Annotated in this window: 26 protein-coding genes; 17 read left to right on the top strand and 9 right to left on the bottom strand. The window is 67.3% G+C overall.

Annotated features, from left to right (window positions below):
* Positions 1 to 96: 96 nt before the first annotated feature.
* The 7 genes from mbhE to mnhG are packed head-to-tail and all read left to right on the top strand — an operon-like array spanning position 97 to position 6,269.
* Positions 97 to 2,538 (top strand): hydrogen gas-evolving membrane-bound hydrogenase subunit E, encoded by a 2,442-nt coding sequence (gene mbhE, locus BMX07_RS02220; RefSeq protein ID WP_090613021.1) that lies wholly within the window; start codon positions 97 to 99, stop codon positions 2,536 to 2,538.
* Entirely contained in the window at positions 2,535 to 2,999 is a 465-nt protein-coding gene (locus BMX07_RS02215) for an MnhB domain-containing protein (protein WP_090613012.1), read from the top strand. Before mbhE ends, BMX07_RS02215 begins: the two co-directional genes overlap by 4 nt.
* On the top strand, positions 2,996 to 3,349 hold the full coding sequence (locus BMX07_RS02210; protein ID WP_090613008.1) for a sodium:proton antiporter: 354 nt from the start codon (positions 2,996 to 2,998) through the stop codon (positions 3,347 to 3,349). The genes BMX07_RS02215 and BMX07_RS02210 overlap by 4 nt, the downstream gene beginning before the upstream one ends.
* The gene (locus BMX07_RS02205) at positions 3,346 to 5,010 is read left to right on the top strand and encodes a complex I subunit 5 family protein (protein WP_394328373.1); all 1,665 of its coding nucleotides are present in this window, start codon (positions 3,346 to 3,348) and stop codon (positions 5,008 to 5,010) included. Before BMX07_RS02210 ends, BMX07_RS02205 begins: the two co-directional genes overlap by 4 nt.
* Positions 5,010 to 5,615 (top strand): Na+/H+ antiporter subunit E, encoded by a 606-nt coding sequence (locus BMX07_RS02200; protein WP_090613003.1) that lies wholly within the window; start codon positions 5,010 to 5,012, stop codon positions 5,613 to 5,615. The genes BMX07_RS02205 and BMX07_RS02200 overlap by 1 nt, the downstream gene beginning before the upstream one ends.
* Entirely contained in the window at positions 5,608 to 5,898 is a 291-nt protein-coding gene (locus BMX07_RS02195) for an MrpF/PhaF family protein (RefSeq protein ID WP_090612999.1), read from the top strand. The genes BMX07_RS02200 and BMX07_RS02195 overlap by 8 nt, the downstream gene beginning before the upstream one ends.
* Positions 5,895 to 6,269 carry a monovalent cation/H(+) antiporter subunit G gene (mnhG, locus tag BMX07_RS02190; protein ID WP_090612996.1) on the top strand — a complete coding sequence of 125 codons (375 nt, stop codon included), beginning with the start codon at positions 5,895 to 5,897 and terminating at the stop codon, positions 6,267 to 6,269. The genes BMX07_RS02195 and mnhG overlap by 4 nt, the downstream gene beginning before the upstream one ends.
* A 1-nt stretch (position 6,270) precedes the next feature.
* On the opposite strand, the gene BMX07_RS02185 is transcribed toward mnhG, so the two are convergent.
* From BMX07_RS02185 to BMX07_RS02175, 3 genes are all read right to left on the bottom strand, one after another.
* On the bottom strand, positions 6,271 to 6,753 hold the full coding sequence (locus BMX07_RS02185) for an SHOCT domain-containing protein (protein WP_090612993.1): 483 nt from the start codon (positions 6,751 to 6,753) through the stop codon (positions 6,271 to 6,273).
* 296 nt (positions 6,754 to 7,049) lie between these two features.
* Positions 7,050 to 9,251 (bottom strand): DHH family phosphoesterase, encoded by a 2,202-nt coding sequence (locus tag BMX07_RS02180; protein WP_090612990.1) that lies wholly within the window; start codon positions 9,249 to 9,251, stop codon positions 7,050 to 7,052.
* 91 nt (positions 9,252 to 9,342) lie between these two features.
* Positions 9,343 to 9,606, bottom strand: coding sequence for a hypothetical protein (locus BMX07_RS02175; RefSeq protein ID WP_090612987.1), 264 nt, complete (start codon positions 9,604 to 9,606; stop codon positions 9,343 to 9,345).
* 375 nt (positions 9,607 to 9,981) lie between these two features.
* On the opposite strand from BMX07_RS02175, the gene BMX07_RS02170 reads away from it, so the two are divergent.
* Complete coding sequence (locus tag BMX07_RS02170; RefSeq protein ID WP_090612983.1) at positions 9,982 to 10,710, top strand: metal-dependent hydrolase; 729 nt, start codon at positions 9,982 to 9,984, stop codon at positions 10,708 to 10,710.
* A 75-nt stretch (positions 10,711 to 10,785) separates the two neighbouring features.
* Here BMX07_RS02170 and BMX07_RS02165 read toward each other — a convergent pair whose 3' ends face one another.
* Both BMX07_RS02165 and BMX07_RS02160 read right to left on the bottom strand, forming a co-directional pair.
* Positions 10,786 to 11,382, bottom strand: coding sequence for a metal-dependent hydrolase (locus tag BMX07_RS02165; protein WP_090612980.1), 597 nt, complete (start codon positions 11,380 to 11,382; stop codon positions 10,786 to 10,788).
* Positions 11,383 to 11,394: 12 nt separating this feature from the next.
* Complete coding sequence (locus tag BMX07_RS02160; protein WP_090612976.1) at positions 11,395 to 11,589, bottom strand: hypothetical protein; 195 nt, start codon at positions 11,587 to 11,589, stop codon at positions 11,395 to 11,397.
* A gap of 136 nt (positions 11,590 to 11,725) precedes the next feature.
* On the opposite strand from BMX07_RS02160, the gene BMX07_RS02155 reads away from it, so the two are divergent.
* From BMX07_RS02155 to BMX07_RS02140, 4 genes are all read left to right on the top strand, one after another.
* Positions 11,726 to 12,121 (top strand): OsmC family protein, encoded by a 396-nt coding sequence (locus BMX07_RS02155; RefSeq protein ID WP_090612972.1) that lies wholly within the window; start codon positions 11,726 to 11,728, stop codon positions 12,119 to 12,121.
* 203 nt (positions 12,122 to 12,324) lie between these two features.
* The gene (locus BMX07_RS02150) at positions 12,325 to 13,374 is read left to right on the top strand and encodes a ComEC/Rec2 family competence protein (protein ID WP_090612969.1); all 1,050 of its coding nucleotides are present in this window, start codon (positions 12,325 to 12,327) and stop codon (positions 13,372 to 13,374) included.
* Between the two features lie 3 nt (positions 13,375 to 13,377).
* A complete protein-coding gene (locus tag BMX07_RS02145; protein WP_090612966.1) occupies positions 13,378 to 13,665 on the top strand; it encodes a DUF3006 domain-containing protein in 288 nt (95 codons plus the stop codon).
* Positions 13,666 to 13,968: 303 nt separating this feature from the next.
* Positions 13,969 to 14,469, top strand: a complete 501-nt coding sequence (locus BMX07_RS02140; protein WP_090614784.1) for a gamma carbonic anhydrase family protein — start codon at positions 13,969 to 13,971, stop codon at positions 14,467 to 14,469.
* Between the two features lie 5 nt (positions 14,470 to 14,474).
* Here the strand turns inward: BMX07_RS02140 and BMX07_RS02135 are convergent, their stop codons facing one another.
* From BMX07_RS02135 to BMX07_RS02125, 3 genes are all read right to left on the bottom strand, one after another.
* On the bottom strand, positions 14,475 to 15,521 hold the full coding sequence (locus tag BMX07_RS02135; protein ID WP_090612962.1) for an amidohydrolase family protein: 1,047 nt from the start codon (positions 15,519 to 15,521) through the stop codon (positions 14,475 to 14,477).
* A 61-nt stretch (positions 15,522 to 15,582) separates the two neighbouring features.
* Positions 15,583 to 15,792, bottom strand: coding sequence for a hypothetical protein (locus tag BMX07_RS02130; RefSeq protein ID WP_139210783.1), 210 nt, complete (start codon positions 15,790 to 15,792; stop codon positions 15,583 to 15,585).
* Between the two features lie 101 nt (positions 15,793 to 15,893).
* Positions 15,894 to 17,126, bottom strand: a complete 1,233-nt coding sequence (locus BMX07_RS02125) for an HD domain-containing protein (protein ID WP_090612955.1) — start codon at positions 17,124 to 17,126, stop codon at positions 15,894 to 15,896.
* A 109-nt stretch (positions 17,127 to 17,235) separates the two neighbouring features.
* Between BMX07_RS02125 and BMX07_RS02120 the strand changes: the two genes are divergently transcribed.
* The 5 genes from BMX07_RS02120 (at position 17,236) to BMX07_RS02100 (ending at position 23,647) form a co-directional block, all read left to right on the top strand.
* Positions 17,236 to 17,484 carry a hypothetical protein gene (locus tag BMX07_RS02120; RefSeq protein WP_090612952.1) on the top strand — a complete coding sequence of 83 codons (249 nt, stop codon included), beginning with the start codon at positions 17,236 to 17,238 and terminating at the stop codon, positions 17,482 to 17,484.
* Positions 17,485 to 17,950: 466 nt separating this feature from the next.
* Positions 17,951 to 18,898 (top strand): nickel ABC transporter permease, encoded by a 948-nt coding sequence (gene nikB, locus BMX07_RS02115; RefSeq protein ID WP_090612948.1) that lies wholly within the window; start codon positions 17,951 to 17,953, stop codon positions 18,896 to 18,898.
* A 71-nt stretch (positions 18,899 to 18,969) separates the two neighbouring features.
* Positions 18,970 to 19,836, top strand: a complete 867-nt coding sequence (gene nikC, locus BMX07_RS02110) for a nickel transporter permease (protein WP_245742024.1) — start codon at positions 18,970 to 18,972, stop codon at positions 19,834 to 19,836.
* 2 nt (positions 19,837 to 19,838) lie between these two features.
* A complete protein-coding gene (locus BMX07_RS02105; RefSeq protein ID WP_090614781.1) occupies positions 19,839 to 22,085 on the top strand; it encodes a dipeptide ABC transporter ATP-binding protein in 2,247 nt (748 codons plus the stop codon).
* A 14-nt stretch (positions 22,086 to 22,099) separates the two neighbouring features.
* Entirely contained in the window at positions 22,100 to 23,647 is a 1,548-nt protein-coding gene (locus BMX07_RS02100; RefSeq protein ID WP_090612941.1) for an ABC transporter substrate-binding protein, read from the top strand.
* Between the two features lie 67 nt (positions 23,648 to 23,714).
* On the opposite strand, the gene BMX07_RS02095 is transcribed toward BMX07_RS02100, so the two are convergent.
* On the bottom strand, positions 23,715 to 24,842 hold the full coding sequence (locus BMX07_RS02095; protein ID WP_090612938.1) for a Gfo/Idh/MocA family protein: 1,128 nt from the start codon (positions 24,840 to 24,842) through the stop codon (positions 23,715 to 23,717).
* Between the last annotated feature and the right edge of the window lie 96 nt (positions 24,843 to 24,938).

Raw genomic sequence — 24,938 nt, 5'->3', positions numbered from 1 at the left:
CAGCGATCCCCGTCCCGGCAATCGATTCCCTCCACTGGTTCGCCTTCCGAAAGGTAATCGTTTAAGGGCGGTGTCCCCCTACCCTCGGCGTACCGAATGTCTCCCGACCTGGCGATAGTCGTCGCCGCGGTCGCACTGCCGTTCGTCGCTGCAGCACTCACGCCGCTTTTCTTCCGCGTCCTCGGCGAGGGAACCGGATTCGCCGGAACCGTCGTCGCGCTCGCGTCGTTCGGCCTCCTCGCGACACAGTACGGAAGTGAAGGGGCCGTCGAGCTCGAGTGGATCCCCTCGCTCAATATCGCGCTTCGGTTCTACGTGGACGGCTGGGCGCTGTTGTTCGCGCTGCTCGCGTGCGGGATCGGCGCGCTCATCTTCACCTACTCGCCCGCGTACATGCACGGGCAGGGAGGACTCAGCAGGTACTACGCCGCCCTGCTCGCCTTCATGGGATCGATCGTCGGCGTCGCTCTGGCCGCGGACCTGATCTCGATCTTCCTCTTCTGGGAACTCACCAGCCTCTGTTCGTTCGTCCTGATCGGCTACTTCACCGCCGACGACTCCTCACAGTACGCCGCCAGGATGGCCATGCTCATCACCGTCGGCGGCGGCCTCTTCCTGCTGGTCGGCTTCCTGCTTCTCTCGATCGTCGCCGGCGACGTCCTCGGCCCAGGGGCCGCGTTCGACCTCGCGGCGATGCTCGAGAACCCCGACAGGATGCAACAGGCCCTCCGGGACCGAGGGCTATTCCTCCCGGTGCTGGGGCTGCTCGCGATCGGCGCAGGGACCAAGTCCGCGCAGGTCCCGATGCACTTCTGGCTTCCCAACGCGATGGCGGCCCCGACGCCGGTCTCCGCCTTCCTCCACTCGGCGACGATGGTCAAAGTGGGCGTGTACTTCATCGGACGCGTCCGGCCGATGCTCGTCAGCGCCGAGTGGCTCTTCCTGTTCGCGACGCTCGGCCTGACGACGATGACCGTCTGTGCGATCATGGCCGTCGCGGCGACCGACATCAAGGAACTGCTCGCCTACTCGACCGCGAGCCACCTCGGGTTGATGGTCGCCGGCTTCGGCTTCACGTCCGTGTACGGCGCGGAGGCCGGGGTCTTCCACCTGCTCAATCACGCCCTGTTCAAGGCCGCGCTGTTCCTCGTCGCGGGGATCATCGCCCACGAAGCCGGGACGCGAGAGATCGCAAAGCTCGGCGGCCTCCGCCGCGACCTGCCCGTCACGGCCGCGATCACCACGGTCGTCGCACTCAGCATGGCCGGTATCCCGCCGTTCAACGGCTTCTACTCCAAGGAACTGCTCTTCGAGGCCGCCGTCGAGGCCAGCCACCACCACGACATCGGCGTGCTGGGCTTGCTCTACCCTGCCGTCGCCGTCTTCGGGAGCATCTTCACCGTCCTCTACTCGCTTCGATTCCTCTCGCTGTTCTTCGGCGAGCGACCCGACGAGCTCGGGCACGTCCACCGGCCGCCCGTCACCCTGCTCATCCCGCCGACCGTGCTGGCGCTGCTCGCCGCAGGCGTCAGCGTCGCTCCCGAGCGAGCCGTCACCCTCATCGTCCAGTCGGCCCTCGAGTCGACGGCGGTCGATCCCCACGAGATGCACGTCGGTATCCCCACGTCGTACTCGCCCGCGGTCGGGATGAGCGCCGTCACGATCGGCGTCGGCCTGCTCGCGTATCCGGCCTACGGTCGGCTGCACGAGGGGATCCGCGCGATCCCGCGGGCGGTCCCGCCGGTCGGCGCGAACTGGTGGTACGACGCGATCGTCGACGGACTCTCCGACGAAGGACGGCGGTTCGCCGAGACTGTCCACAACGGCCACCTGCGGACGTACGCGTCGTGGACGCTCGCGGCGACCTGTACGCTCGCGCTCACCGGGTTCGTCGCCGCGGGTGCCATCGCGCCGATCGAGTTCGGTCTCGACGTCTCGCTCGCTATCGCGCTCGTCCTGCTCGTCGCGGTGATCGGCGGTCTCGCCGTCGTCACGTCCGAATCGCACATCGCGGGCGTGCTCACGCTCTCTATTCTCGGCTTCATGGTCGCCATCTTCTACATCCTCGCGAGCGCGCCGGACCTCGCGTTGACCCAGCTCGTCGTCGAGACGCTCGTGCTCGTGATCTTCCTGCTCGTAATCGAGGAGATCCCCGAGTACTACGAGGTCGAGATCGAACGGGTCGCCCGCGACGCCGTGCTCTCGATCGCGGTCGGTGCGACCGCGTTCGTCACCGTCCTGGTCACGACCGGCGCTCGCCCCGACGGCCCGACCGACATCGCCCGCGGGTACGCCGAACAGGCGGTTCCGGAAGGCGGCGGGACCAACATCGTCAACGTGACGCTCGTCGACTTCCGCGGGTTCGACACGCTCGGCGAGCTCGCCGTCATCGCCCTCGCCGCGATTTCGATTCTGACGCTGATCGTCATGCGGGGTCGCGGCGACTCCCCCGCCGCTCGAGGGGCCGGTGAGTCACCGGCCGACGACGCCGACACGGCCCGCGGCGACGGCGGTCTTCCCGGAGGTGACGACGAGTGACGACGGTCATCATGCGGACGACCGCGCGAGCGATCGTGCCGATCATCCTGGTCGTCTCGATCTCGCTGTTCTTCGAGGGACACAACCTCCCCGGCGGCGGGTTCATCGGCGGCGTGCTCACGACGACGGCCTTCGCGATCGTCTACATGGCCTTCGGGCTGGACTTCCTCGAGCGGGGCGTCCTCGGCCGGGACGTCGATCCCGGCAAGGGACCCTCGCGGGACCGCGTCGTCGCGGTCTACCGCCGGCTCTTCACGGTCGGGTTCGCGATCGCGGTCGCCAGCGGGCTCGCGCCGCTGCTGTTCGGCCGGCCGTTCCTCACGCAGACGTTCGTCATGCTCGAGGGAGTCCCGATCTACGATCATCTCGAGGTCGCGAGCGCGCTGGCGTTCGACTTCGGCGTCTACTGCGTGGTCGTCGGCGGGCTGCTCACGATCCTCTCGGTGGTGGGCGCGGAATGACGGCGGTCGTCCTCGCGGCCGCGGTCGGCGCGCTGTTCGCCCTCGGAACCTTCCTGCTCCTGCGCCGGGACCTGATCCGGGTCGTCTGGGGGCTGGCGATCATCAGCCAGGCCGCGAACGTCTACCTGTTGTCGATGGGCGGCATCGCGCCGGCGACCGCCGACTCGGTCCCGATACTGGCCGGCCACGGCGAGCACGTCCCGGAGACGGCCGACCCGCTGGTGCAGGCGCTCGTGCTGACCGCGATCGTGATCGGCTTCGGTATGACCGCCTTCGCGCTCGTGCTGTCGTATCGGGTCTACGAGGAACACGACACGTTGGACGTGGCGGAACTCGGTGATCGCGAATGATGACGACGACGATGACGACGACGGCGATGCCCGTCGGTACCGAATCGCAGCTCGTGATCGCGCCGATGGTGATCGTCCTGGTCGCGGCCGTCGCCTCGCTGCTGCTCGGCAGCCACCCGCGGGCTCGAGCGGCGGTGAGTCTCGCCGCCGGCGCGGCGTACGCGGTCGCGGTGGCGGCCATCGACTGGTACGTCGTTCTCGCGCCGGACGCACCGGGGATCGCGACGTACCAGGTCGGCGACTGGCCGGCCCCATTCGGCATCACGTTGGTCGCCGACGGCCTCTCGGCGTTCATGCTGACCATGGTCGCGATCCTCGGCGTCGCGTCGCTGGTCTTCTCGACCAGACACCTCCCCGGCGGCGAGGGGCGCAGTTACTACTTCCCGCTCTTTCACTTCCTCGCACTCGGCGTCACCGGCGCCTTCCTCACCGGCGACCTGTTCAACCTCTTCGTCTGGTTCGAGGTGATGCTGATGGCGAGCTACGTCTTCGTCGCCTACAGCGGCGGCCCACAGCACACCCGCGCCGCGTTCTGGTACGTCACGCTCAACCTGCTGGCCAGCGCCGTCTTCCTGCTGGGCGTCGGCGGCATCTACGCGACGACGGGGACGCTCAACATGGCCGACCTCGCCCAGCGGCTGGCCGACCCGGCGGCCTACGGGCTCGAGCCCGTGCCGGTCGTCGGCCTCCTCGGCCTCCTCCTGTCGGTGTTCGCGATCAAGGCCGGGCTGGTCCCCTTCCAGTTCTGGATTCCGACGGCCTACCGGGCCGCACCGCCCCAGATCACCGCCCTGCTGGCCGGCGCGACGAAAAAGGTGGGAATCTACGCCATCATCCGCCTCTCCTTTACGGTCTTCGCGGGCGCGGAGGTCGCCGTCGACCTGTCGCTCCCGGGCGTCTCGATCGCCGGCGACTCGCCGCTCCCGTTCGTCGGCGCGGTGCTGTTCGTCATGGCCGGTGCCAGCATTCTCCTCGGCGGCGTCGGTGCCGTCGGCCGCGACTCGATGGAGGGGGTCTTCGCCTACTCGAGCATCGGGCAGGTCGGGTTCATCGCGATCCCGGTCGCCATCGCGGCGACGACGGCCGATCCGACGCTCCGCCAGTTCGCCATCGTCGCTGCGCTGGTCTACGCGCTCAACCACACGCTGGCAAAGGGGCTGCTCTTCCTCGCGGTCGGGACGGTCAGGTCCGCGACGGGGACGAGCCGCTTCGCCGACCTCGGCGGGCTGGCGCGCCGGTCGCCGCCGCTGGCGATCACCGTCTTCGTCGGCTCGCTCGCGCTCGTCGGAATCCCGCCGCTGTCGGGCTTTTTCGGCAAGTTCCTCGTCTTCGACGCCGCGGCTCGAGCGCGGGCCGGCCCCGTGCTCGTGCTCTTGCTCGTCGGGTCGCTGTTGACGATCGCCTACGCGACCCGGATGTGGAACCAGAGCTTCTGGGGAGCGGAGACCGATCCCGTGGAGACGGCGACGGTCGATGGCGTTCAGGTGGCCGTCCTCGTGGTACTCGCGGCGGCGATCATCGCGGTCGGCGTGGGCTTCGAACCCGTCTACGAGTTCGCGGACGCGGCCGCCGAGGCCGCGCTCGACACCGAGGAGTACGTCGAGGCCGTCGATCCCACGGACGCGAGCGAACTGGGCGACTCGAGCGGAGGTGACCACTGATGCGGGTGCGAACGTGGCCGGTCGTCGGCGTCGTCTTCGCCGTGCTGTGGGTGCTGGTTCGCGGCCTGCCCCTCACCCCGATCTCGCTCGTGCGGGGGAGCCTCGCGGGACTGATCGTCGGATTACCGGTCGCGTTCGTCTTCCGGCGGCTGTACAGCAAGCACCTCGATCTCGGTCGGGGCGTCCGGGCGCTTCCCTACGCCGGGCTCTATCTGGGCGCGTTCACCTGGGAACTGCTGCGGGCGAACCTCGACGTCGCCTACCGGGTGCTCTCGCCCGGAATGCCGATCGAACCCGAGGTGATCCTGGTGCCGCTGCGCGTCGAATCCGACGTCGCGATCACCGTCATCGCCAACAGCATCACGATCACTCCCGGAACGGTGACGCTCGATTACGACGACGAAACCAACGCGCTGTACGTCCACGGCGTCAACGGCCACGACCCGGAGGCGATCGCCGAGCCGATCCGCACCTGGGAGGACTACGCGCTCGAGCTGTTCGACGAGGAGGCGTCGCCGTCGGATCCGCCACCGGCGATCGTCGTCTCCGGCGGGGAAAGAGACAGGAGACCGGGCCGCCAAGACGGAGGTGACGACGATGACTGAGAGCGATCCCGCCGTCCTCGAGACGGCGATTCGGGGTGCGCTGATCCTCGTCAGCGCCCTCTGTGTCCTGTGTGGCTACCGCGTGATCCGCGGGCCGACGAACCCCGACCGCGTCGTCGCGCTGGACGCCATCGCCACGAACGTCGTCGCGATCGCCGTCCTGTTCGCGCTCCTGACCGACCGCGGCCTCTTTATCACCGTGAGCCTCGTGCTCGCGATCATCGGGTTCATCGCGACCGTCGCGGGCGCCAAGTTCGTCACCGAAGGAGAGGTGATCGAATGATCCACACCGCCGTCGTCATTGCGCTGATCGTCGTCGGGGCCTTCTTCCTGACCGTCGGGACGATCGGGCTGCTCCGCCTGCCGAACGTCTACAACCGGATGCACGCCACGAGCAAGCCGACGACGCTCGGCACTGCCGCGATCTTCCTGGCCGGCTTCGTCCACTTCGGCCCGGGCGGGGAGGGGTTGACCGCGCTCATCGGGATCGGCTTCCTCTTCCTGACCGTTCCGACCGGCGCACACATGATCGCTCGAGCAGCCGAACGAATCGGGATTCCCTTCCTCGGGAGCGTCACCTGGCCCGACCCGTCGGCGGTCGAGCGGCCGGCACGCACCGAGCGATCCGACGAGGCCGAGACGAGCGACGACTGAGTCAGCGGTCGAACTCGGGCTCCCGATCGCCGTTCCGCTCGCCGCTCCGGGTTCGGTCTCGCGCCCACGCCTGGGCGTCCTCGAGCGTCTCCGTGTCGAGCAGTCGCTCGAGTTTTCGCTCGAACTGGTCGTCGGTCAACTCGCCCGCGGCGTAGCGCTCGCGAAGGGTTTCGAGCGCGTCTCGAGCGTCGGCCTCGGGTTCGCCGGACGTCGTCTCGCCGTCCGATTCCGCCTCGGCAGCGGGCAGATAGTCGTCGGCCCACTCCCGCCTGTCCGCCTCGTCGCCGAACAGGATCGCGACCAGCGGAACAACCGCGATGTAGCCGACGAGCAACGCGGCGAGCCACCACGATTGGCCGGTGAACATCGCCCCGAGCCAGATCGCCGTCACGAGCAGCGACGCGATTCCGGTGGCGTTCTCGCGGACACGGCTCCACGGGTCGTCCGCATCCCCCCTGCGGTCGGTCCCCTCGATAGCGTCCATACGTAACTCATCACCACGGTGTCAGATATACGTTACCGGTTCGGCGTGTGACGGGCCGAGCCGATCGATCGTGATCGATCGGGTCCCGAACGAGTAGCCGCTGCCCGTCGGAACTCACCGCGGCTGGCCGCCACGGGCGGGAGTGACGCGACCACGCGTCCCGGCCGCCAGATGAGTTCGCGAATTTCGAAACTCGAGGTGACGCCGCCGTCTTCGGTCCCCTCGTCGGTTCGCGAACGCTCTCGGCGAGCGCCGCCGCTGCCGGAATCGATGCGGACGACGGAGGAAGACGAGTCTTACGCGAGCGTCTCGGCGAGCGCCTCGAGTGCCGCCTCGCGGACTGCATCGCGTTCGCCCGGCAGGAACTCGACGTGGCCGTCGCGGCCGCCGACGACGCTGACGCCGCCGTTGGGCACTGCCTCGGCGATCGCGTCGCCGAGGTCGCGGACGTTCACCGGTTCGGTCGCGCGAACGTGCAGTTCGTCGTCGCCGACGCCGAGGGTGACGGCTGGCGGCTCCGTCCGGTCGCGTTCGGTCCGGTGGAGCGCGTCCAGCAGCAGGATCGTCGTCGGGAAATTGTACCGGTGCGTGAACGCGTCCGTGTCGAGCACGGAGACGGTGACGCCGTCGGCGTCGCGAACCGAGAGGTTCTCGCGGGCCGTCTCGAGTTCGGTCTCGAGCTTGTCACGGAACTGTTCAGAGACGTGGGCGGCCAGATCGCCGTTTCGAGGTCGATCGGACTCGTCACCGTCGCCGAACAGCAGATCGATCACGAGTTCGCGCTTGTCCTTGTAGGACTGGTAGTAGGCCTCGAGCGCGACGGCTTCGCGACGCTCGGAGACGTCGGTTTCGTCGTAGCCGGCCTCGGTGGCGAGTTCGAGGTACGCCTCGGGCGTATTCTCCCAGTAGCTGACCGCGGGGAGGTGCTCGAGGTCCGCTCGCACGTCGTCGTTGACGTGCGCGGCGACGTTGGTCGCCAGCGCGGTCGAGGTGACGTCGGAGACGTCGACGCCCGCGATCGACGGGGCGACGGCGACGTCGACGGCGTCGGCGACCGCCTCGTCGGCGCGGCTGTCGTCGATGACGAGCGAATCGGCGTCGTACAGCGAGAGCAGTTCGTAGCCGTCGACGGATTCGACGGTCGAACCGGCGTCGACCAGGACGACGAGCGGGAACTGCTCGCCGTGGCGGTCGCGGGCCTCGAGCATCGAGGTGACGTCGCTGGTGGCGGCGTCCATGTCGTAGACGCGGCCGTCGAGCGGGCGGCGCTCGAAGTAGTGGTACTCCGCGTCCTCGCGCGTGTGTTTCTCGCGGATCAGCGGGAGGACGGCGCGCTCGATGGCGGCACCGGCGACGTAGCCGTCGGCGGTCGCGCCGTGGCGGACGACGATCGGGCGCGCCTCCATGACGGCCCGCCGGATCGCGGTCGCCGCGTCGGCGATTTCGTCTTCGACGGCCGCCACTGCCTCGTGGTCGGCCAGCGGCGCGATATCCGCGGGTCGCGCCTCGCGTTCGATCGCGCTCTCGAGGCGGTCGACGACCGTCTCGCGCTCCTCGCCGTCGAGGATCTCGAGGGACTCAGTCTCGACCTGCAGGTCGCCGTGGTGGTGTTCGACCTCGCCTTCCAGCGCCACGACGTCCTCGAGTTCGACGTCGGGGTAGGCGCGAACGCCGGCTTCCTCGAACGCCGCACACTCGACGGTTCCGGTCTCGTCGCGCAGTTCGAAGACCGTGGGACCGCTGGTCTGGCGAACGCCGGTGATCTCGCCCTCGAGGCGGACGACGCTGCCGACCGTGTTCTCGATGGCGCCGATGGTCGTCCGCTTGAGCGCGGCGTCCAGGTCGGCGTCGGCGGCCTCGTCGGTCGCCGGCGCCGACGCGGCGGCGGACTCGGTCGCGACGGAGCCGCTACTCGCGACGGCGCTGGTCGGTTCGGCGGCCGCGGGTTGGCCCTCGTCGACGGACTCCGGCTCCGGTTCTGGCTCCGGTTCGGGTTCGGTCTCGTCGGCGGACGCCTGCAGTTCGCCGGCTTTCGCCGCGCGGTCGTCGGTGAGGTCGTCCGCATCGTCGTCGGTCGTCCGTGTCGACGACTCGTCGGCCGCGTCGTCGTCTCCGCCCTCTTCGGGCCGGTACTCGTCGTCGGCGGTCTCGATCAGCTTGCCGCGGAACTCGCGTTCGCGCTGGCGGATCGACCACCCGAGATCGACGTTGCCGTTGTCTCGAACGTCGAGCACCTGGACGAAGACGTCGTCCCCCGGCTCCCAGTCGAGACTTTCGAGTCGTTGGTCGAGTTCGCTTCTGTGCAACAGGCCAGTGACGTGATCTCCGATGTCGACGAAGACACCGAAGTCGGCGTAGCCGTCGACGGTCCCCCGGTAGTACCGACCGGGTGTGAGCTGCGAGGCGGACGTGCCGCGAAATTCGAATACAGCATCCTCCTCGTGACTCTCACAGATCTCGCCGTCAACGGGTGTGCCGCAGATGATACAGTTACCCATCTACTCGGACCAAGCGGTTTCGGCCTAAAACGGTTGTCGAAATGCGTTCGTGATACCGATCGCGCGGTATGACGGTGACACAGCGCCGCCGTCAGTCGAAAACGGGCGAATCGTCCTCGAGCGAGTCGATTTCGTCGACGAGCGTCCGGACGTCCTCCGGGAATAACGAGACCTGAATCTCGTTGTCGTCTTCGTCCTCGAAGACGAGTTTGATGCGCTTGTCGCCGAACTCCCTCGCCTCGGCGGAGTCGACGTCGAATAGCTTGACCGTCGCCGCCTTGTTGTTCGGACCGACGTTCTTGATCGCGCCATCGTTTAGCTCTACCATGAACTCCTCGAGCGTGAGTGCGAGCATAGTCGCCGTACGGGTCCCGGGTAAAAAACGACACGGCATCGCGGCCCCGTTCGGTGAGGCCGGTAGTGGCGGTGGGTTCCCGCGGGGTGGTCGCCGAGTTGGTGGTCGCGGGTCGCCCTGGAAATCGCAGCGGACCGCCGACCGCGTCGAAACGGCGATCGAGGTGATGCGATCCCAGACCGCATGCGTGGTGTGTCAGTTCGCCTGCGGCTTTCTATCGTTTCTGGATCTAACGTATAAATATTGGTGATCGTATTCACCGTTCGTTGTGCGTCAAGGAGATATTGACGGCGGGACGACGGCGCGAGCGGGGGAACACGGCAGCGCGGCGCGCGCCCAGTTTTAAGTCGACTTCGCACGAACGCATCAGGTGCTATGGAACTCACCTGGCACGGCCACTCGACGTGGTACGTCACCGTCGGCGAGACGGACCTGCTGATCGATCCGTTCTTCGACAACCCGAAGACCGACCTCGAGCCAGCGGACGTCGACACGCCGGACTACGTGTTGCTGACGCACGGCCACGCCGACCACATCGCCCACGCGGGCGAGTTTTCGGACGCGACGCTGGTCGCGACGCCCGAGATCGTCTCCTACTGCGAGGACGAGTTCGGCTTCGAGGACGCCGTCGGTGGCATGGGGATGAACCTCGGCGGCACCGTCGAGTGCGGCGACGCGTACGTCACCATGACGCGTGCCGACCACACGAACGGAATCATGACCGAAAACGACGCGAGCGGCGGGATGCCCGCCGGCTTCGTCGTCTCCGATACGAAACCGACGCAGGTCGGCGACGAGGAGTCGACGACGGTCTACCACGCCGGCGACACCAGCCTCATGACCGAAATGCGGGAGGTCATCGGCCCGTACCTCGAGCCCGACGCGGCCATCGTCCCCATCGGCGACCACTTCACGATGGGCCCCCAGCAGGCGGCCATCGCCGTCGACTGGCTCGACGTGGACCACGCGTTCCCGCAGCACTACGACACCTTCCCGCCGATCGAACAGGACCCCGAGGAGTTCGCCAGCGAGGTGCGCGGCACCGGCAGCGACGCCGAGGTCCACGTCCTCGAGGCCGACGAACCGTTCGAACTCGACGCCTGAGCGGACGGCGTGTCGAACGGCGCGAGCGCATCGATCGTCGGACGATTTTCTCGCTGTTGCCGTCGACGCGAGCACTCAGTCGTTACCGCTCGCGGGAGACGAATCGTCGCTCACGTCGCGGCTTCCGATCCGATAGCGCGTCTCGAGCGGGGAGCGCTCGTCGCGGGCGAGCACGAGATGCAGTCCGATAGCGACGACGAGCAGTCCAAAGTTCCAGATCGGCGAGTCGTAGTAGATGACGTCGATGATCACCGGTTCGGAATAGAGGGGCCAGAACGGCGCGAGCGGGGCGGCGATATCGGGCGCGGAGAGGAGGTCGGCGAACAGATGGCTGACGCCGCCGACGGTCAGGCCGGCCGTCGCGAAGACGAAGACCGTCTCGCTGGCGATTTCGGTGCTCCGAATTCGCCGATTGGCGTTGAACCAGTCGGTGAGATAGCGGGCGGCGACCGTCCCCGCGAGGATGCTCGCCAGGACGACGAATACCACGGTGTGAGTGATTCCGTGATGGGTTACCGGGAGTACGTGTCGAAGGACGAGGTCAGTATCGGGCAGCATCGCCGTCGCTATCGCGAACGCCGTGAACCCGAGCGCACCGCGTCGGCCCCAGACCAGCCACGCCGGCGCGGCGAACAGCAGTGCCATCCCGAGGTGGCCAGTGACGTCGACCATTGGCCACTCGCGCTATCGGAGTCGCCGAATCAGTCGAAGGAGTAGCGACACGGCGGTCCCGATGCCGGGAATTCGGGACGAGAGCGCGGCCGCGCCGAGGAGCAAGAGCCCGCTCTTCCGGCGGCCGCGTCGGAACTCCATCGCGCTGTCTATCACCGTCGAAAGCATGCTGATCTTGTTCGCCGACTGTCTGTTGAGAGTCGCCATGGTTCGTCCACGATGGTTCCGTCGGGACCGATAAATCGGATCGCGCTGCAAACGCAGGGTCCGAAACCCGTGGTCTCCCGCAGACGGCGGCTGCCACCAAACGTTTACAGCACCGCCCGTAGTCGTCTCGACTGCTATGGCGAAGCAGGTCACCACCGTCTCCGACGAGGGGTATAGCGCGACGAACGAGATTCGCGACTTCGAGACGACGATCGACGCCAACGGCGAGGCGGCCCCCGACACGCTCGAGGCCCTGCTCGCGGCCTACGGCTCCTGTTACGTCCCGGCGCTGCGCGTCGGCGGCCAGCAGCGCGGGGCCGACGACCTCGGGCGGATCGAGATCGACATCGAGGGCGAACTCAACGACGACGACAAACTCGAGTCGGTCGGGTTCGACATCCGCGTCGAGGCCGACGTGGACGACGACACCGGCGACGAGATCCTCGAGCGTGCCTTCGAACTCTGCAAGGTCCACGACGCGCTGAAGGACAGCCTGCACGCGGACGCGAGTTTCGAGGGCGGCGCGTTCTGAGGGCGACCGCTGCGCCGGACGATCGACGGCGACCGACCGCGTCTCTCTTCGGTTTCACGGGGTCGCTCCGTCGCGGAGTCGGACAGCGGATTCTCGTCACCGGCGACCGAGAGACCACAGTACCGACACGTCATACGTGAAGGCGTTCAGGTGGTCGTACCGACCCGAACGTCCATATTCGGCGAGCACGTCGAACGGATACGATGCGACGCGGCGTTCTCGTCGTCGCGATTGCAGGGCTGCTCGTCCTCGCCGGCTGTAGCGGGGGCTTCAGCGATATCTACGGCGACGGCGGCGCTGCGACTCCCGACACCGACGGCGAACTCGAGGTCCACCACATCGACGTCGGGCAAGCCGATTCGACGCTCGTCGTCACCCCGAGCGACGAGACGATACTGATCGATACGGGCGACTACCGGGACGACGGGCAGGCGGTCATCGACTACCTCGAGGCCCGCGATATCGACCGCATCGACCACCTCGTCACGACCCACGGCCACGCCGACCACATCGGCGGTCACCCCGCCGTCATCGAGTACCTCGAGGAGGAGGGCAACGGCGTCGGCGCGGCCTACGACCCCGGCGTGCCCCACACGACGGCGACCTACGAGAACTATCTCGACGCGGTCGAGGCGTACGACGTCCAGCTCTACGAAGTCGCCGCGGGCGATAGGCTGCCGCTCGAGGACGACGATCTGGAGGCCGCCGTCCTGAATCCGCCCGAGGGCGAGCGAGGCGACGATATCGACGCCAACGGCGTCGTGCTCGCGCTCTCGTTCGGCGAGTTCTCGTACCTGACGACCGGCGATATCGACGCGGAGACGGAGCGACGACTGGTCGACGGGGACGGCAATTCCCTCACCGCCGACGCCTATCAGGCGGGCCACCACGGCTCCTCGACCTCCTCGAGCGACCCGTTCCTCGACGCGGTCGATCCCGACGTTGCAATCGTCTCGAGCGCTCGCGACTCCCAGTACGGCCACCCGCACGACGAGGTTCTTCGGGCGCTGGACGACCGCGGAATCGAGACCTACTGGACTGGCGTCCACGGCGACGTCGTCCTCGAGACCGACGGAACCGACGTCTCGGTGACGACGGAGCGCGACGCGACGACCGACCCGACGGAACTGCTCGAACTGAAAGGGGAGGCCCAGTCGTCGCTCGCGGGACGCCCGATAGACGGACCGGCCCGATCGGCCGTCGCCGATCGACAACCGATTGATGGCCCTCCCGCCCGTACCTCGAGTCGATGACCGATGAGTGAGCCCTATACTGCGGTCCTCGACCGCATCGTCGACGGCGGGACGGCGGTCCTCCTGCTCGAGGCCGACGGCGACGTGATCGACGAACGGATCGTCGACGTCGAGACGCTGCCCGAGGACGGCCGCCACGAGGGTGCCGTCTTCGAGCTGACCGTCGACGAGGAGGCGGTGCTCGAGGCGACCTATCGCGAGGCGGCCGAACAGGAGCGGCGGGAATCGACGCGGGAACGGTTCGACCGACTCTCCGAGCGCCTGTCCAGCGAGGAGCGAGACGAGGACTAACGGGACGACGCGAAAGGTGGGAACGAAAGGGGTGGGGGGGGAGACCGAACCGCTGAAGGCTCGGTCGGGGGGGGATGACACGGCGGCAGGGTGCCGTCCGTCTGGACTGCAGCGTGCCGCCGATACCGTGTTTTACGGAGCGCGCATTAGCCGTGGTGCCAAAGTGTATTGGTTTTGGAAATAGATGGACGCCAGTATCTCGTTCGCGTCGATAGACGTATCGGGGAGCGAGTGAGCGGTCCCGACCCAATCACCGCGATGCCGATAGTCAGCTTCAAGACGATTCTCGAGACAGGAACGGCCATGTTACGATCGTTCGACGGGACGGAACCGCAGGTCGCCGACTCCGCGTACGTCGACGACGCCGCCGTCGTCATCGGCGACGTCGTCATCGAAGCCGAGGCGAGCGTCTGGCCGAACACCACGCTCCGCGGCGATCACGGTCGCATCGTCGTCGGCGAAGGGGCGAACGTCCAGGACAACGCCGTCCTCCACGAGGACGCGGAACTCGAGCCCTACTCGACCGTGGGCCACAGTGCTATCGTCCACAACGCCACCGTCGCCGAGCGCGCGCTGGTCGGGATGAACGCGGTCGTCCTCGACGGGGCACACGTCGGTGAGGGTGCGGTCGTCGCCGCCGGCAGCGTCGTCACCGAAGGCACCGAGATTCCCGCGTCGACGCTCGTCGCCGGCACGCCGGCCGAACCGAAAACGGAGATCGACGATCCGGCGCTCGAGGCGACGGCCGATCGGTACGTCGAACTCGCCAAAGAGCACGCGGAAACGTCCGAACGGCTCGACTGACCGGCCTATTCCGTTCGCTCGCCCTCGGCGTCTGCCCCGGTGACGACCTCGCGAATATCGTCGACGCCGGCGCGTCGAACCACGGCCCGAACCGGGTCGCGCGCGCCGACGAGGTTGTTCGAGTCGCCGTCGAGCACCAGCAGGCGGGCCTCGCGTCCGGGTTCGACCAGCCCGTACTCGAGGTCGGCGATCTCGGCCCCGTTGATCGTCGCCATCCGGAGGATCTCGGCGGCCGGCAGGTCGGAGAGTTTCGCGAGGAACTCCATCTCGCGGAACATCGACGGCGAGTTGAGCATCACGTTGTCCGTCCCGAGCGCGAGCGTCGTCCGTTCGCTGAGTTCATCGTACGGCGACAGTCCCACGTCCGTGACGAGGTTCGAGCGCGGGCAGACGACGATCGGGATCTCGCTGTCCGCGATCCGCTCCAGGTGAACCCGTTCGGGATGAACCATGTGCACGAGGAAATCGGGGTCGAGGTCCAGCGCCGGGTTGATGTCGCTATCGTCGACCTCACCCGCGTGGATCCCGAACGGTTTGTCCGCCTCGCTGGTCGCCCGCCGTTCCCGGTCGAAGGACGCGTCGTTCGCCCCGCTCGCGCCGAACCCGTCGCCCGCGTGCATCGCGTCGACGGAGCCGCGAGCGAACGAGAGCGCGTCGATCGGGAGCCCGTCCGCCGCGTCCTCGAGCATCCGAACGCCCTCGACGCCGCCCTCGCGGAAGTCGAGACAGGCGGCCGTCCCCGCTTCCCGCATGTACTGCAGCGATCGTTTCATCCCGCTCACCAGCTCGTCGCGAGAGGCCGCCCGGAGCAGTCGGTGTTTCAGGCCGTCCGGCGGCGCGACCAGTTCCTCGAGCGAGAGGCCGCCGCCGGCCTCCTTGGCGATCGAATCGCCGATGTGGGTGTGGGCGTTGACGAACGCCGGCAGGATGACGTCGTCGCCGTCGACCGCCGTTTCTTCGATGGCCTCGATGCGACCGTCGTCGTCGATCACGACCCGTCCCTCGACGGGTTCGAACTCGCGGCCGCGGAGGATCGTTCCCGTTCGTTCCATACGGGGCAGTTCGCGGTCAGTGCCTTCAACGGTTCGGGGCCGGATCGACGCCGGCGTGGGTTCAATTCGAATCGTCGTCGATCTCGAGCGGTTCGTACAGGAGGACGATCAAACTGGAGAGGACGAGGACCGAGAGGCCGGCGACGACGGCCGAATTGGTCCAGCTGAGCGGTTCGACCGTGAGGAATCCGCCCGCCCAGCCGACCAGCGCCACGGCGACTGCAGTCGCTGCGACGAGCAGAACCGAGAGTCGACTCACAAATGCACTCATCGCATAGTTCTCCCCACCCAGCAGGAATAAGGCGCGAGCCTGAAGTGGCTACCTCGTGCGACCCTCTCCGGCTAAATCGGCCGCGAGCACTCCTGATGGCGCTATTCGACGAACTGATCCAGCGTCGCGTCCAGCCCGTCCCGGACCTCGCTAACCAGCGCCCCGTCGATATCCAGCCCGAGCACCTCGACGGCGGCCCTGCCCACCCGGTCGCGCAGGTCGGGCGGCGAGTAGACGCCGAGTCGCCACTGCGAGTACTGGGCCGCACGCAGCGCCTCGACGAGCGGCGACTGCTGGCCCAGCGGGCGGATCTCCCCGTTGACCATCACGCGCGTCGTCGACTCCGTCATCGACGGCCGACTCGGCACGTCGAGAATGACGCGGGATCGATCGACATCCGCTCGAGCGCTGATTTCGCGCTCGAACTCGCGAATCGCCCCGTGGTCGGCCTCGATGATCCCGCCCGGTACGTCGTCCAGTTCGGCCCACACCGCCCGCTTGAACAGGTCCCGGTGATCCAGTCGACGGGAGAAGTCGCTCGTCGCGTCACACGACCGCAGCGCCGCGATCAGGTCGTGGTCGTCCATCCACTGGAGGGTCTCCGCGTCGACGTCGGCGTCGGGGGACTCGAGCAGCCGTTCGGCCGCCCGGCGGAGCATCGCCTTGCTGATCCGGGCGACGCTGTGGCTGTAGACGGTCGGGTTCATCAGCGCCCGGGCGACCAGCAGGCTCTCGGCGGTCTGGACGTTGCCCTCGTCGAGGACGAGTTCACCGTCGGCGAACGTCAGCTCCCGGACGAGCCGGCCGTGATCGATCGTCCCGTAGGGAACGCCCGTGTGGTGGGCGTCGCGAACGAGGTAGTCCATCCGGTCGACGTCGAGTTCGCCCGAGACCAGCTGGCCGAACCGGCCCTCGCCGGCGACCAGATCCGCGACCGCCGCCGGCTCCAGGTCGTGATCTCGGAGCACGTCCCCGACCGAACCCTCCGCGAGCAGGCCGTGGACCTCGTCGTGGTAGCGCCCCGTTCGGCGGTGGGTCAGCGACTCGATGTTGTGGCTGAACGGTCCGTGACCGACGTCGTGGAGCAGGGCCGCGGCGTGAACGCGCTCCGCCTGCCGACCCTCGACGTTGAGATGCTCGAGGCCCTCGCAGGCGAGGTGGTAGACCCCGAGGCTGTGTTCGAATCGGGTGTGGTTGGCCGACGGGTAGACCAGGGAGACGGTCCCGAGTTGTCTGATGTTCCGGAGTCGCTGGAGCGCCGGCGTGTCCAGCAGATCGCGGGCGACGCCGTCGACCTGAATGTGGTCGTGAACGCTGTCCTTGATAACCTTCATTGGGCCGTCGTTCGGCCCGTTCGTACAAAAACGGTGGTCCGACCGCGGAGCTCGAGTTGCGAATACCGGCTGAACTACTACCCGCGTGGCCGTGGGAGGCTCGCGTACGATGACCGACCTGACGATTCCACCGGACGCCGACGTGGATCGGACCAAAGCGCTCGTTCGGGAACACCTCGAGATCGGCGACACCGTCGAAGTTCGCAGCGAGGACCGGACGGAGGACCACCAGACGGACGTCGTCGGCGAGCTGACGGGCTTCGAACCGGGCTATCTCGAGATCGACGGCCAATCGCTCGAGGAGGGAAGTGTCCGATACGACCAGATTCACACCATCGCCCGGATCACGTCCGAGTGACGGAGCGACGAGAGCCGGTGAGCGACAGTCCACGGGTCAGGCTCGATCCCGCGCGTGAACACCGCCCTCACCCATCTTGTGGACCTCTATTGGGACGACTTTTCCCAGCTCTGATAGCTCTGCGAGCACGTTCGATTTCCGAATCCATCGCGTTCAGATGACTCGCGTGTCCGACCCGACCGGAGCATCGGGAAACCAAAGTTTTACAACTGCACTTTCAGTAGGTAAACCTGACTTGGATGACTGCCCTGTTCGACGGTGGTCCGAACGCGGCCGACAGCGCTCGTCCCGAGAACGCGATCGACGGTCGCAGACGCTGGATCGTGACGCCAGTTCCGATTCGAGTTCGATGGCCACTCAGCAGCCACGCTGTACCGACAGCAGTCACGTGGACCACCGTGAAACGTGACGGCCGACCGACGCCGTATCGCGCCCGAACGAACTCGAGGCGCTCCCGTGGCTAGTCATGCTCCGCGCGTTCCTCGCTCGGCTCGGATCGCTCGGAGTCGTCCTGGCCGGCGTCTCCGTCGTCACGTACGGCATCGTCTTTCTCACGCCCGGCGATCCGGCGTATACGATCCTCCGGGAGCAACAGGGACGTCCGCCGTCGGACGCACAAGTCGCTGCGTTTCGCGGCGAACACGGCCTGGACGAACCGTTCGTGGTACAGTACCTCTCCTGGCTCACCGACGCTCTACAGGGCGATCTCGGCACCTCGTACTATCGTTCCGAGCCCGTCACGGCGTTGTTGCTCGAGTATCTCCCGAACACGCTCGAACTCGCACTCGCGGCGATGGTCGTCTCACTGCTTTTGGCCGTTCCAACTGGCGTTCTCAGCGCCGTTCATCGGGACACGTGGATCGATCGTACGAGCCAGATCGTCGCGTTGCTCGGCGTTTCGATTCCGAACTTCTGGCTCGGGTACGTGTTGATCCTGATCAGTTCGCTCTGGCTCGGGTTAACGCCCGTCTCGGGTGCCGGGACCATCGACCATCTCGTGCTCCCGGCGATCACGCTCGGAACCAGCATGGCCGCGATCGTCTCCCGTCTCGTCCGAACCTCCCTGCTCGACGTCCTCGACGCGGAGTACGTCGACGTGGCACGCTCGAAAGGCGTCCGCGAACGGCTCGTGGTGTACAAGCACGCGCTCCGAAACGCCCTCGTTCCGGTCGTGACGGTCGTCGGCCTGCAGTTCGGGTTCGTCCTCAACGGCGCGGTCGTCGTCGAGATCGTCTTCCAGCGGCCCGGTCTCGGAACGCTGCTCGTCGATGCGGTCTTCGCTCGCGACTATCCGATCGTTCAGGGGGTCGTCCTGGTGACCGCGGTCGCCTTCGTCGTGACGAACCAGCTCGTCGACCTCGCCTACGTTGTGCTCGATCCGCGCGTCGGACAGGGACGGGGTGACCACCCGTGAGTGATGGTCGATCCCGTCGCCTCCGTTCGGTATTGCGTCCACGCGTCCTCCGCGATGGAATCTACGAAGCTGTGCGCGAACTCCGTCGTTCCTGCGTCGGTCGGGCGTTCCACGCGAACTATCGACTCCGTGTGGGCGGCGTGATCGTCTGCTTCCTCGCCGTCGTCGCCGTCGTCGGACCGGTGCTCGTTCCCACCGATCCGACGACGCAAGCGCTCGAGGCGCGTCTGCAGCGGCCGTCGCTCTCACATCCGCTCGGAACGGACGCGCTCGGTCGCGACGTCGCAACGCGACTCGTTTACGGTGCCCGCGTGTCGCTCGCGCTGGGTGTGCTCGCGACGGTCGTTCGTCTCACGATCGGGACGACGATCGGTCTGGTCGCTGCCACTCGTGGTCCCCTCGTCGACGGCGTTCTGATGCGACTCGTCGATATCCAGCTCGCGTTCCCCGGGCTCGTGCTGGCACTCGTGGTCGCCGGGGCCCTCGGCCCGAGTCTGCGAAACGTCGTCATCGCTCTCTCGATCGTGGGCTGGGCCTCGTACGCCCGCGTCGTTCGCGCGAGCGTTCTCGCCGTGAACGATCGTCCGTTCGTCCAGTCCGCCAGGCTCTACGGAACGCCATGGCGGCGGATCGCGAGACGCCACCTGGTTCCCAACGTCGTGAACCCGGCGCTCGTCCTCGCTACGCTTGACCTCGGAACCGTGGTCCTCTCGGCGGCTGGCCTCTCCTTTCTCGGACTCGGCGCACAGCCGCCGACGGCCGAGTGGGGCACGATGATCGCCGACGGACGGAACTACTTCCGCTCGGCACCGTGGCTCGTCACCGCACCCGGTACCGCCATCGCGCTCACCGTCTTCGGGTTCTCCCTCGTCGGCGACGGCCTGCGGGACGCCCTCGATCCGGATCATCTCGACGACCGACAGCGGAGGCGATCGTGATCGTGAGCGGACCCCTCACCGTCGACGACCTTCGCGTTCGGTTCCAGACCGGATCGGAAACGGTCCACGCGGTCACCGGCGCGTCGTTCGAAGTCGATCCCGGCGAAATCGTCGGTCTCGTCGGCGAAAGTGGCTGCGGAAAGTCCGTGACCGCGAGATCGATCGTCAGGCTCGAGGCGCCCGGCGAGATCGTCGGCGGCAGTATTCGGTTCGACGGTCGGGAGCTGACGACGGCCGACGACCGGACGCTGCGACGACTCCGCGGTCGGGAGCTCGCGATGGCCTTCCAGGACCCGTCGACGGCCCTCAACCCGGCGTATCCTGTCGGGGAACAGATCGCCGAGGCGCTACGGATTCGTCGGAACCCGGACCGCCAGCCGTTTCTCCGGGAGCTTGTGGCCGGCTCGAGTTCGCGGCTCCGGTCGCGAACGACGCGACAGAGGGTCCTCGAGTTGATGGAGACGGTCGGTATTCGCCAGCCAGCAGAGCGAATCGACGCCTATCCGCACGAGTTCAGCGGCGGCATGCGCCAGCGAGCGATGCTCGCGCTCGCGCTCGCGCTCGCTCGCCGACCGTCGGTGCTGATCGCCGACGAACCGACGACGGCGCTAGACACGACGACCCAGGCCGCGATTCTCGATCGGCTCGCCACTCTCAATACGGAAGCGGGGATGGGAATGCTACTGATCAGCCACGATCTCGGGGTCGTCTCGGCGCTTTGCGACCGGATCGTCGTCATGTACGACGGAGCCGTCGTCGAACGAGGGCCGACCGACGAACTTCGCTCGAATCCTGCCCACCCGTACACGAAAGCGTTGCTCGGATCGCTCCCACGTCGATCCGACCCCCAGTCGCGGCTCCCGACGGTAGCAGGGACGCCGTCGGACGATGCTCCACCCTCGACCGGCTGTCGGTTCGCCGACCGCTGTCCGTTTGCGACGGAGAACTGTCTCGACACCTCGCAACCGGCCGTTCAGGTAACGGCTGGCCACACCGCCCGATGTGGCGTTCGGGCGGCCCGGGACGCCTCCCCGGAATCGATGCACGGAACCGGCGTCGACTCGAGGCCCGGATCGGAACCGGTGCAGGCGACGTCCGCCGACGGACAGTGCGGACCCACGACTCCCTCGCAGGACGGCACGGGGCCCGCTCGGTCCCGGTTCGACGAGCGAGCGAGCGACGACGCCGAAGCGGTGACGGCGGCGACGGCCGATCGACCACTCGTCGAACTCGAGAGCGTCACGAAATCCTACGCGGGAACCGATACGCTGCTGGATCGAATCCTCGGTCGCGGGGACGACGAGGGAGAGACGGCGGTCAGGAACCTCAGCCTGGCACTGTGGGCCGACGAGACGGTCGGACTCGTCGGTGAGAGCGGCTGTGGGAAGTCGACGCTCGCACGGTTGGTCGCGGGGCTCGAGGAGCCGGCGAACGGCACCATCCGACTCCGCGGGGATCAGGTCGGCGGCGTCGATACCCGGACGGACGTCCAGCTCGCCGAGTTCGGCGTCGTTTTCCAGCACCCGGGCCGGAGCCTCGATCCGAAGCGGACGGTCGGCCAGTCGGTCGCCGAACCGCTGATCGAAGCCGGCTGGACCCGATCCCGCCGGCGCGACCGCATCGACGAACTGCTCTCGCTCGTCGGCCTCCCGTCCGAGTACGTCGATCGGTACCCCCGCCAGCTGTCCGGTGGCCAGCAACAGCGCGTCGCGATCGCACGCGCGCTCGCGCTGGAACCGTCCGTACTGATCCTCGACGAACCGACGGCCGCGCTCGACGTGTCGACCCAGGCGACGGTACTCAACCTCCTCGCCGACCTTCAAGACGCCTTGGGGTTCGCCGCCCTGTTCGTCTCCCACGATCTCGAGGTCGTTCGCCACGTCGCCGATCGCGTCGCAGTGATGTATCTCGGTCAGCTCGTCGAGATCGGCCCGGCCCGACAGGTGCTCTCGCGACCGGCGCATCCGTACACCCAGTCGTTGCTGGACGCGATACCGGGTGACCGCGGGACCGATCGGACCGGTATCGATACCCTCGCCGCGGACCCGCCGAGTCCCACATCACCGCCTGAGGGCTGTTCGTTCCACCCCCGCTGCCCGGTCTCCGAGGCGGATTGTTCGCGTGTCGAACCGACTGTCGAGACCGTCGGCGAGGCTCGAGTGCGATGCCTATACGCCGGCGAGTGGGGTGGCGAGGACGGGATCGACGGCCGGAGAGCGGCGGAGTCCGAGAACACCACCACCGACTGACGAACGACTGTACTATGAACGACGACGACCGACTCGCGACGAATCGACGTACCGCACTCAAAACGATCGGCGCCAGCACACTCGCGCTCGCGGGGTGTCTCTCGGGCGGCGACGGTGATGCCGACGTTCGCATCGGTTCTCCGTGGGACGCGAACAGGGACCCCCTCGACGGTGGCCATACCCTCCGGCGACTCGGTATCACCGAGGCGCTCGTCGGCGTCGATTACGAGGCCAACCCGGCACCCGGTCTCGCGACCGGGTGGGAGCGCCTGGACGACCACAACTGGCGGTTTTCGCTCCGCGAGGGTGTGACGTTCCACGACGGTGCGTCGCTCGATGGGGCAGCCGTCGTCGAGTCGCTCCGCCGAACGATCGAATCGACGGCGTTCGCGGACGTACCGATCGAAACCGTCGAGGCGACAGACGAGATGACAGTCGCCGTCGAAACCGGCATCCCGTTCGCGCCGCTCCCGGCACATCTCTCGCGAAACGAAGCGGTCATCCTGAGTCCGGACGCCGTCGCAGACGGCGACGGGACCATCACGGAGCCGATCAGTACCGGTCCGTTCGTCTTCGATTCGTTCCACACCGGGTCCAAACTTCGGGCCGTCCGAAACGACGAGTACTACGGACGGCTCCCGGAGATTGAGTCGGTACGTTACGAAATCGTCGAAGACGACCAGACCCGTCGCATGAAACTCGAGAGTGGAGCGCTCGAGATGGCCAGGATCCTCCCGGCGGAGATGGTCGGCTCGCTCGAATCGGCGGCCGATATCGACGTGTATACGCCCGAAATCCCCCGGATCAGGTTCCTCACGTTCGATACGAAGTCGGTACCGTTCGACGACGAACGCGTTCGTCGGGCTGTCAACTACGCCATCGACCGGGCGGTGATCTGCGATTCGCTCCTCGAGGGCGTCGACGAACCCGCGGTCGGGCCCTTCCCAGCGTCCGTCACGGAGTGGGCGAACCCGGATCTCGAGGGGTACACCCACGATCCAGACCGGGCCCGCTCCCTGCTGTCGGCTGCCGGCTGGACGGTCGGGTCGAACGACGACGTCCGAACACGTGACGGAGGGTCCCTGTCGATCGAGTTCACGACGTTCGACGCCCGGAGTCTGCCACTGATCGCCGAGGCGGTCCAGACCCAGCTCGGTCGGGTCGGGTTCGACGTCGACGTCACGACGATGGAGTACAACGCGATGCTCGACGAGGTCACTCAGGAGCCGTTCGACGGCTATCTCACGTCCTGGGGGATGCTCTGGTATCCGGATCCCGACCGGCTCGCCGAGTTGGTCCACTCGAGGGAGACGACGCTTCATCACGGCTACGAGAACGGGAGGGTCGATTCACTCCTCGAGGAGGCACGAGAACGTACCGACCGTGAAGAGCGACGGGAGCGGTACGACGAGATTCAGTCGATCGTTCTCGAGGAGGCCCCGGTCGCTTTCCTCACGAACTACACGAACGTCGTCGCGACGGCATCCGAGCTCGGCGGGTATCGGCCCCACCCGACGGAGAACCGGTACGGGCTCGAGTCGATCGAACTCGAATCGGAGTAGTGGTCGATGCGGCATCCACCTCGTGCATCCGGGCGATCGACGGTTCGACGAGTCTGTTGTCGGTCGGTTACGAGATGGATACCCACTCGCCGCGGTCGTCGCTCTCCTCGATCGCGGCGAGCACTCGCTGTGCGGCCAGGCCGTCCTCGAAGTTCGGTGCGAACTCGCCGCCGCGCTCGACCGCGCTCAGGAACTCGTAGTTCTCGTGGACGAACGTGTGCTCCCAGCCCAGCACGTGGCCCGGCGGCCACCAGTGGTCGACGTAGGGGTCGTCCTCGTCGGTGACGAGGATCGTCTCGTAGCCGCGATTCTCGTCCGCTCGGAGCACCTCGAGCTCGTTCAGCCGCTCGAGGGAGAACCGCAGGCTCCCCTCGGAGCCGTGGATCTCGACGGTGTGGTCGTTCTTGTGGCCCGTCGCGAACCGGGAGGCCTCGAGGGTCCCCATCGCGCCGTTCTCGAACGCGAGTTGTGCGGAGTAGGCGTCGTCGACGGTGACGGGCCGGGTCTCGTCCTCGCCGTCGACCGGCCGCTCGTCGACGAACGTCTGCAGATGTCCGCTGACGCGTTCCATCTCGCCGGCGAGGTCGTCGTCGCCGACGAGGAACCGGACGAGGTCGACGGTGTGTGCGCCGAGGTCGCCCAGCGCGCCCGACCCCGCCAGCTCTTCGTCGTTGCGCCACGACCACGGTGCGTCGGGATCGACCAGCCAGTCCTGCAGGTAGCGCCCGCGGACGTGGTGGATCTCGCCGAGTTCGCCGGCCTCGAGCAGTCGCTTCGCGTACCGGATCGCCGGCACGAACCGGTAGTTGAACGCACAGCCCGCGGGAACGTCGTCGCCGGCGTCGCGCGCCGCCTCGGCCATCGCGTCGGCCGCTTCGAGCGTCGGCGCGAGCGGCTTCTCGCAGAAGACCGGCGTGCCGGCCTCGAGGGCGGCGATCGACGGCTCGGCGTGGACGTGGTTCGGACCGAGGTTGTAGAAGACGTCGACGTCGTCGACGACCTCGCCCCAGTCCGTCGATACCGACGCGAACCCGAGTCGATCGGCGGCGTCCGCGAGCGCCTCCTCGTCGCGACCGACGAGCACGCTGCGTTCGATCTCGGGCGCGTCCGGGAAGAACATCGGGAGCCGCGCCATCGCGTTCGCGTGCGCTTTGCCCATGAACCGATAGCCGAGAACGCCGACTTCCAGTGTCATGGCTATTCATTCACAATAGGTGTTGTTAGAACTTTCCGTCACGGCGTTCGCACCGGCCGACACGCGGCGGTTCGACGCCGAATTACCGTCGAGCGG

It is taken from the genome of Natrinema salaciae (assembly GCF_900110865.1).
Classification (GTDB): domain Archaea; phylum Halobacteriota; class Halobacteria; order Halobacteriales; family Natrialbaceae; genus Natrinema; species Natrinema salaciae.
Note: the sequence above shows the minus strand (reverse complement) of the source record. Positions and strands in the feature narration are given on the sequence as shown.